Raw genomic sequence first — 8,904 nt, forward strand, 5'->3', positions numbered from 1 at the left:
TATCCCGTGATTCTAACTACTGAGAATGACAATTCAATCAGTAATACATTCGATTTAGATATATGCGATAGGTAATTGATAAATTACGGTCATTTATTGTGCAAAATGAGCGTTTTTCTTTATTTCTCTATGGTTTACCCGTTTCGGGTGGCTGTGCGGTAATTGGTAATATTCGGAGTTGGTGGAATGTTGAACGATTTGGGTTAAATAGATTGAAATAAATGTTTAACGTTTATGAGTTATTTAAACTTATTGCTTCAAGGTTATTTGACACGAAAAAAGACGAAAATAAATGTCAGCTGTCATATAGGCTTCAATTTAATGAAACACAACTGTCACATTCAGATTCTAAAGTGGGCACCGTTCAAGTTAAACACAACGGCAATAACGCCACTTAAGGAAATTTGTGATGAAAAAGACAGTTATCGGTGCAATCGCTCTTTTAGGTGCACTAACAGTGACTCCAGCTTCAGCTAAAGAAACTATTTCAGCAGTTGGTTCAAGCAGCGTGACGCCACTGATGGAAGTTTTCTCTGAAACATACATGAAAACGAATTCAAACGTATTTATCGAAGTACAAGGCCCTGGTTCGTCTGCTGGTGTTAAAGCGGCGAAGAACGGCAGTGCAGATTTAGGTATGTCTTCTCGTAACCTTAAAGATAGCGAGAAAGAAACAACACTAGTTGAAGAAGTGGTTGCTCGTGACGGCATCGCAGTCGTGGTTAACCCTAAGAATGGTCTTGACGGTCTAACGGCTGAGCAAGTAACGGCTATCTACAAAGGTGAAGTAACAAACTGGAAAGACGTTGGTGGTGCGGACAAGCCAATCGTAGCAATCACTCGTGATACAGCATCTGGTACTCGCGGTGCATTCGAAGACATCATGTCTCTTAAAATGAAGATTTCTGGCACGAAAGTATCAGCAATCTCTCAACGTGCTCAAGTTGCTAACGGTAACGGTGCACTAAAAACAATGGTTGCATCTAACCCTTACGCAATCGGCTATATCTCTTTAGGTACAGTAGATAACTCAGTAAACGCGCTTGCAATTGACGGTACTGAAGCATCTGTAGACAACGTTAAGAACGGTTCTTACAAAGTAGCTCGTCCTTTCCTAGTACTTTACAAAGAAGGTAAGCCTTCTTCTGAAACTCAAAAGTTCCTAGATTGGATGCTAACTGACGAAGCTCAATCTCTTGTTGAGAACAAAGGCTACATCTCAGTTAACTAATCTATATCTCAATTAATTAAATATTGCTCAGCCTACCTTTTCAGGCTGAGCCTTTTCTATCCCACTTCGAGTTAATCCGTACGCTTATACAGCGTGTTAAGGATTTCGATATGTGAGACTTGTTATGACCATCGCAACGAATAGTGAACAGCTTATGAATAGCGAAGCGACTCAACTGAAACGCGGCTTACGTAAAAAGAAGCGTGTAGATTGGAAAGAGCGTATTTTTCACGGCTTATTTCTTACTAGCGCAATCATCGGCATCGTATCCCTTGCTGTTATTGCTTTTTTCATCGTTAGAGAAAGTATCCCTGCGTTCCAGGAAGCGGGCCTATCGGGCATCGTGCTAGGACAGAACTGGCTACCACCAGCACTTTACGGTGTTGCTACCATGATTGTGGCATCTGTCGTATCGACATTAGGTGCAGTAGTGGTCGGTGTGCCGATTGGTGTGTTAACGGCAATCTTTATTGCTGAAATCGCGCCAAAGCGTCTGGCGGACATCATTCGTCCTGCTGTCGAATTGCTAGCGGGTATACCTTCGGTAGTTTACGGCTTCTTCGGACTCGTTATTATCGTTCCCCTGATTCAAAACGTATTTCAAGTGCCTGCAGGTAACACGATTTTGGCGGGTATTATTGTTCTGGGTGTGATGATCCTTCCGACGGTAATTACGGTTTCTGAAACCTCAATCCGTGCTGTACCAAGAACGTACAAAGAAGGCTCTTTAGCGTTAGGTGCTTCAAAGATCTTTACCATCTTTAAGTTGCTCGTTCCGGCTGCTCGCTCAGGCATCATGACGGGCGTAATTTTGGGTATTGGCCGTGCTCTTGGTGAAACGATGGCAATCATTATGGTGATGGGTAATGCGCCAGCAATGCCTGAAGGTATTCTAGATTCAGCGCGTACACTAACCGCGAACATTGCGATTGAAATGTCTTACGCGAGTGGTATTCACGCAAGTGCGCTCTATGCGACGGGTGTTGTTCTCCTTGTTTTCATCATGTCTCTGAATGCAATTCTCCTTTACTTGAACCGTGAGAAGGCGAGGTAACATAATGTCTTTAGAAAATAACGTAGCACCTCAAGCTAACCCTACGAATTCGCAAGGTAAGACGATGAATAAAATCGCGTTAAAGAAAGCCCGCGCACGTAAAGACGCCGTTCTGAGTGGTTTTATATGGGCTGCTGCCGCGTTAACGGTGGGCTTCTTGTTCTGGATTATGTGGTACATCCTCTCAAACGGCTTACAGCACGTTGATTGGAATTTCATCACGGATGACTACACGCGAACGGGCGATGAGCACGGCATTTTTCCGATGATCATCTCGACCATCTACATGGTTATTGCTTCGATTGCGGTTGCGGCGCCATTGGGTATCATGACGGCAATCTACCTGACTGAATACGCAAAAGTAGGCAGTCGCTTAGTTAAGATCATTCGATTTTGTACCGAGTCATTAGCAGGTATTCCGTCAATCATCTTCGGTTTGTTTGGTATGACATTTTTCGTGGCTATTTTAGGTTTAGGTTTCTCTATCCTATCGGGCGCGTTGACACTGAGTATCTTGATTCTTCCAGTGATTATACGTACTACTGAAGAAGCATTGATGGCGGTATCTCAAACTTATCGCGAAGGATCGTATGGTTTAGGTGCTTCTAAAATCTACACAATCTGGCGTTTGATTCTACCAAGTGCAATGCCGGGTATTATCACTTCAGTTATTCTGAGTATTGGTCGTGTTATTGGTGAATCAGCGCCAGTATTCTTGACCGCAGGTATGGTTGCTCGTATCCCAGATTCACTATTGGATTCTGGCCGTACATTAACCGTTCACTTATATAAGTTAACGACTGAGCTATTTACCATTGAAGAATGGAATCAAGCATACGGCACAGCAACAGTACTGATTGTTCTTGTACTGCTGATCAACACACTCACGAAGTTGATCGCAAGACGTTTTAATACTGCAACTTACTAAGCAGGGTTTTCTAGAGCCAAATGAGCTCCTAAAACAAAAACAGTACAGACTTTGACGAATTACGAGATTACGAATATGAACAAATTTAATATTAAAGACCTAGACCTTTTTTACGGCGAAAACCAAGCGCTTAAATCAATCAACCTACCCGTGCCAGAGCGCCAAGTGACCGCTTTGATTGGCCCGTCGGGTTGTGGTAAATCAACGCTATTACGTTGCTTGAACCGAATGAACGATCTTATTGAAGGTGTAAAAATCACCGGCCTTCTTGAGATGGATGGCGATAACATCTACGGCAATATCGATGTGGCTGATCTACGTATTAAAGTCGGCATGGTTTTTCAAAAGCCAAACCCATTCCCAATGAGCATCTATGAAAACGTGGCATACGGACTACGTGCTCAAGGGATCAAAGACAAAAAGCACATTGATGAAGTGGTTGAAAGTTCACTTCGCGGCGCGGCGCTTTGGGATGAAGTGAAAGATCGTTTGAAAGCACACGCATTCGGTTTGTCTGGTGGTCAGCAGCAGCGCCTGTGTATTGCTCGCACCATCGCAATGCAACCTGACGTAATTTTGATGGATGAACCTACTTCAGCACTTGATCCAATTGCGACTCATAAAATAGAAGAGTTGATGGAAGATCTGAAGAAAAACTTCACTATCGTTATCGTAACGCACTCAATGCAGCAAGCTCGTCGTATCTCCGACCGTACGGCTTTCTTCCTAATGGGGGAGCTTGTAGAGCACAACGAAACCAGCGTTATCTTCAGCGAACCAAAAGATGATCGCACTAAAGGTTATGTAAACGGTGACTTTGGTTAATTGCTTAATCGATAACGTGGTCAATACCACTAACTGAAACGCAGGTTAGATAATCGATTCGATTTACAAAATTATCACTATAACTATAAGCGATGGAAGTTTTGCCCCACTTTAGGTGGGGCTTTTTTATGCTGTTAAAAAGCATCACATGTCGACGAAATTTTGGGCAGGAAATCCCATTTTTGTAGTCCTTCTCATGCTTGTGATAATGCAAAAGGTCAAATTGCGACCCACTTAACATCTCATTTTTAGTTACATTGATTGCATATCAAGGCTTCTGTATTTTTGCGTTATTCTTATTAGCCAATGGATCAACGCCGTGCATGTTAAAGCCTTTGCAAAACAGATATCTGCTACGCGTGACCACCGTTTATTGGCTGAGTCTCTGTTTGACTACCTGATTAAAATGCTTGGTCCCCAAGGGATCGGAATATTTTCAGAGCCAATACCAGAAAGCGACTCGTTACCGTTGTTTTCCTACGGTGAATTAACCTCTCTTGATCATTACCCTTCAACATTTTGGCCATGGGTTTCACAGTTCGACACTGCAGACGGTGTGTTACCGATGTCGCTCAATACGTGCAAGTGGGATCACAGTAAAACGCTTGGTGGAGAGTCGTTCATCATGATGCTCGACAACGCCCCAGCCTGTAGAACTTATTTAATTATTCAAAATTGCATCGCAGAAAAAGTTAATCAAACCTTTGACCAAGGGCTGGATGGCCTTCAATTAGCGGCGGCTCGCTGGCAGTGTATTCGCGCAGAAAAAAATGCAGCTATCGAGATTAAGCATAGGGATACACGTGAAGCGCAATATCTTGATGAAATTAAGCTTCGAGAGTTGTTTGTCGAGAATATGAAATTGGTTCATCAGGTGGCGTTAGAGCTCTCGAACCCTGAATCATTGGATGCACTCTACAAAGCATCGGTAGAGGCGGTACGCGATAGACTTGGTTTTGATCGCGCCATATTTATGTTGCTTGATATGAAAAAGCGTTGCTTTAGTGGCACCTACGGCACCGATGAACTAGGAAAAACCAACAGCGAACATCACACTCAATATGACCTGCATCAGCTTGAATCGGAATATATCGAGGCATTGTCTGACAACCACACTAACTTGGTCGTTATTGAACATGCTCCACTCTACACTGAAGGTAAGGTTGTAGGGCAAGGGTGGAATGGCATGCTTATCTTGCGTGAAGGGGATAAACCCGTAGGTTGGATTGCTATGGACAACTACATTCACCGCTCGCCAATTACCAATTACCAAAAGCAGATGCTTGAATCGTTCGGCTCTCTGCTGTCTCAGATATACATTCGTAAACGCCAAGAACTGAACATCCGAATGCTGCATTCGAGTATGGTTGAGTTGTCTCGCTGCGATAGCGTCAGTGCTGTATGTAAGTCTGCCGTCAGTTTTGCTATTCAGCATTTAGGCATTGATCGATTAGCCGTTTTCCTTACCGATAAAAATTGCAGTTACATGCAAGGTACTTGGGGTACCGATATAAAAGGCGATATTGTCGATGAGTCTTATTATCGCTCCGAGCTGGTAGAGCGTGACATTGTGTCTGCAGCTCGTACTTACCCTAACCAAGTCGCTTTTGAAGAATCGGTCCCTATTTATCATGATTACAATATTGTCGGGGTTGGCTGGACGGCAATGACAATGCTCACCACAAATACAGGCGTTCCGATTGCGTTTATCGCTGCGGATAATTTGCTAACACGAAGCCCTTTAACTTCACAACTGCGTGAAGTTATACGTATCTTCGCCTCTAGCCTTGCTGAAGTATTGCAAAGAACCATGGCGCAAGAGGAGATCAAAAAGCTCAATGAAACCCTAGAACAAGAGGTTAGCAAGCGAACTCAAGAGCTTGAAAATGCCAATGAACAGCTCGATGTGATTTCTAAACTCGACCCGCTGACTCGTCTTGGTAACCGCCGTATGCTGTCACAAGTTTTAGATGATCTGAATTGTGAAGAACAAGGTGCATTTGCTACGCAGAATGAGGTCACCTTTGGGTTAATTCTTGTCGATCTTGACCATTTTGGTTTGTACAACAGTGTCTATGGCCATACTGAGGGGGATGTCGCTTTACGTGCCATTGGCAAGATACTGAGCACTCATGTTTACGGTGATCAAGAAACCTTCTGCCGTATCGGCGGTGAGGAGTTTATGTTGTTGATGATCGGCACCAATCACACAACAACAAAGCATCGTGCAGAGTCGATTCGACAAAGTATTGAAGATGCAAAAATTCTCCATTGTAAAAGTAGCACTAGCCAATATTTAACCGCGTCTGTGGGTTATGCATCGATAACTTCGGATCAGCGCCAGTTCGATTTTGATTTGTTGTATGGCAAGGCAGATAAGGCTTTGTATAAGGCGAAAGATTCAGGGCGAAATAGAATTGTCTCCGCTCTAAAGCGAAGAAAGGTTGCGGCTACACTGACTTAGTGCGGTATCTGTTTTTCCCGTTCTCAAAAACGACTGAAGCCATGATGTTCACAATGTGGTCATCACGGCTTCGTTCTTTTTTTTACTTAGATTTTCTGCCTAATTAGCTTTCTGCTTACTTAGAACACCGGTTAATTAAAGCCTTTCTAATGTGCTCTTGTGTGCTTTGTTCGAGATGCGTTTTGGTTTCTTAACCGCTTTGATTGCCTCAGTAGGCTCCCATGGCTGACTTAGTGAGTCATCTTCAGCATAGAGGCTCTGATTTAGCTTGGTGAGCTCAGCTTCGATTGTTTCTAACGTCTCATCACTCAAGTCTGGGTTTTCTGTTTTCCACTGTTCGAACAAGGTTCTCGTCTTCACACCGTCTTTCATTTTCAGAGCTGCAATCAGCGCTTCTGCCGTATCGGATTGACGTTCATCTTTTTGCTTTGATCTTACTGCTGTAGCGCGGCGTGACCAGAAGTAGAAAGCAAACGCCGAGCTGATTAACCATAATGCTGCAAACAGCGCTGTTAGATAAGGCCACATTCCTGGGTTTTCAACGGTAACAATCGTCGGGCTGGCTTGTTGTGCCGGTGCTTCAATCGCTGGAGGAGGCATACTTGATGTTGCTCGCTCACTAGCTTGTACCGACAATTTTAAGCCAAGCGCTTTAGTGGTTTGTTCCGATTGCGTATCGGTGTTGAACCAAGCTTGAGACACATCAGGAAGCGAGATATTTCCGGCCTCTTTCGGAATCAATATTTGCTTATAAACGACCACAGCATCACCAGACTGGGTTGTGCCAAATTGCGGTTTCTCTTCATACACGCGCACCGATTTAGGGTAGGTGATGTTCAGTTTTGGTAACTGGTGTTGGGTCAAGTTGCTGGCTGTCATTGTGATGGTACGAGTTAACGAATCACCGGCTTCCATTTCAATATTCTGCTTGTCGCCACCTAAAGCATTGCTACCTGTCAGCTCGTTGCCTTGGCTATCTGACCATTTCTGAATCAACTTGAAGTTCGATGTTGGTAACCACTCACCTTGATAGCCTTTTGGTACAGGATTCACTGTGACATCTAAGGTTTCAACGGGCGTGTCGAGTTGGAAAAGGCGCGTTGTGCTTGAGTTGTTGGTTGAGTAAACAACAGCACCGGTTAACTTTGGCCCTTGAAGCTGAAATTGTCCTGCTTGTTGTGAGGATATATGGAAAGATTGCTGAACAACGGTGACTTCTTGTCCGTTGATAACATCTTGGAACTGTTTCGACTCACCGATGGGTTCCACGTCCAAATTTGATGAGTTTGGTAGAGAGATTTGGGGATCTTGTAATCTTCTTGGATCCGCTTTGATGATGAGTTTTACATCAAGTTCCGCGACCTCTTGAGGGTATAGCGAGTCTTTACTCAGATTAAGTTGAAACTCGGCCATATCACTCTGCTTTGGAGCTGCTTTATTAACCGAAACGTTGATGGTGATCGGCTTAGTTTTAGCGCCTTCAATATCAAAGCTAGGAATCTCTAATCGGCCTAATCGAAGTGGGGCAAGGGTAATATTCCACTCGCTAGACACAGTGCGGCTACCATTGATGATTCGCATTGATGACCCAAAGCTTGGGGTGCCGACGTAGAAATTCTTCTGAAGGAAGGTTAGATCTAAAGCACCGGACGATACTTTTTCATCGGTCGCCACTCTAAGTAGGAAGACTTCATCTTTGGTAACACTGTTTTGCGAAACACTCGCCACAGCGGTCGCTGCGAATACAGAGTGTGACGAGAAAACACCGATTAGCAGTGTCAGTAGCATTGATAAAAATGGCTTGTTTAAAGATCGCATGGTTACCACTTTTTGTTTTGGTTGTTAGGAGTACTTTTTTGGCGTGCTTGTAGAATCATTTGCGCTTTAAGCAGTTGGCTCGGGTCACGGGCGCTTTCTACTTGCTCAAGCTTTCGCATATCCGGATCGCTCGACATAGGTTGACCTGATGCTTGTGCTGCAGCTGGTTGAGTGTTGTTATCACTGTCTTCCTTAGCAGCCTCTTGTGCTTGGGCAGTTTGAGATGCTAAGTCACCTTTGTCCTGTGAGTGTTTATCTGCTTGATCCGCTTTGTTTTGTTGCACAGCTTGCTTGTCGCTTTCTTCATCCGTCTTGGAATCAGAGCGGCTATCATCAGCTTGGCTTTGGTCAGTATTCTGATCTTGGTTTTCACTTTGATCTTGTTTGTTGCTTTGATCTTGGCTACCACTTTGACTTTGCGACTTCCCATTGTCAGCTGAGCTTTGTTGTTGATCCTGCGAGCTTTGCGAAGAATCGTCTTGCTGACCTTGCTGACCTTGCTGACCTTGCTGACCTTGCTGACCTTGCTGGTCTTGTTCGTTTTGGTCTTTGGACTTAGAATCGTCTTGCTGTTGCTGTTGCTG

At 44.0% G+C, this 8,904-nt stretch carries 6 protein-coding genes and 1 pseudogene; 5 read left to right on the forward strand and 2 right to left on the reverse strand.

The features are described 5' to 3' along the window. Positions 1-409: 409 nt before the first annotated feature. The 5 genes from AB4496_RS16425 (at position 410) to AB4496_RS16445 (ending at position 6,502) form a co-directional block, all read left to right on the forward strand. Entirely contained in the window at positions 410-1,231 is an 822-nt protein-coding gene (locus AB4496_RS16425) for a phosphate ABC transporter substrate-binding protein (protein ID WP_009845822.1), read from the forward strand. Between the two features lie 124 nt (positions 1,232-1,355). Beyond that, entirely contained in the window at positions 1,356-2,285 is a 930-nt protein-coding gene (gene pstC / locus AB4496_RS16430) for a phosphate ABC transporter permease subunit PstC (RefSeq protein WP_009845821.1), read from the forward strand. A gap of 64 nt (positions 2,286-2,349) precedes the next feature. Further along, positions 2,350-3,213: a phosphate ABC transporter permease PstA gene (pstA, locus tag AB4496_RS16435; RefSeq protein ID WP_012600195.1), complete on the forward strand. Its 864-nt coding sequence runs from the start codon at positions 2,350-2,352 to the stop codon at positions 3,211-3,213. Positions 3,214-3,288: 75 nt separating this feature from the next. Next, on the forward strand, positions 3,289-4,038 hold the full coding sequence (pstB, locus tag AB4496_RS16440; protein ID WP_009845819.1) for a phosphate ABC transporter ATP-binding protein PstB: 750 nt from the start codon (positions 3,289-3,291) through the stop codon (positions 4,036-4,038). Between the two features lie 319 nt (positions 4,039-4,357). Further along, positions 4,358-6,502: a GGDEF domain-containing protein gene (locus AB4496_RS16445; RefSeq protein WP_009845818.1), complete on the forward strand. Its 2,145-nt coding sequence runs from the start codon at positions 4,358-4,360 to the stop codon at positions 6,500-6,502. Positions 6,503-6,637: 135 nt separating this feature from the next. Here the strand turns inward: AB4496_RS16445 and AB4496_RS16450 are convergent, their stop codons facing one another. Together AB4496_RS16450 and AB4496_RS16455 are read right to left on the reverse strand one after the other, a co-directional pair. Further along, positions 6,638-8,320, reverse strand: coding sequence for a BatD family protein (locus AB4496_RS16450; protein ID WP_009845817.1), 1,683 nt, complete (start codon positions 8,318-8,320; stop codon positions 6,638-6,640). Positions 8,321-8,322: 2 nt separating this feature from the next. Beyond that, positions 8,323-8,904: pseudogene (locus tag AB4496_RS16455) on the reverse strand (hypothetical protein); the annotation flags it as partial.

The organism is Vibrio sp. 10N.222.46.A1 (assembly GCF_041473595.1).
Classification (GTDB): domain Bacteria; phylum Pseudomonadota; class Gammaproteobacteria; order Enterobacterales; family Vibrionaceae; genus Vibrio; species Vibrio tasmaniensis_A.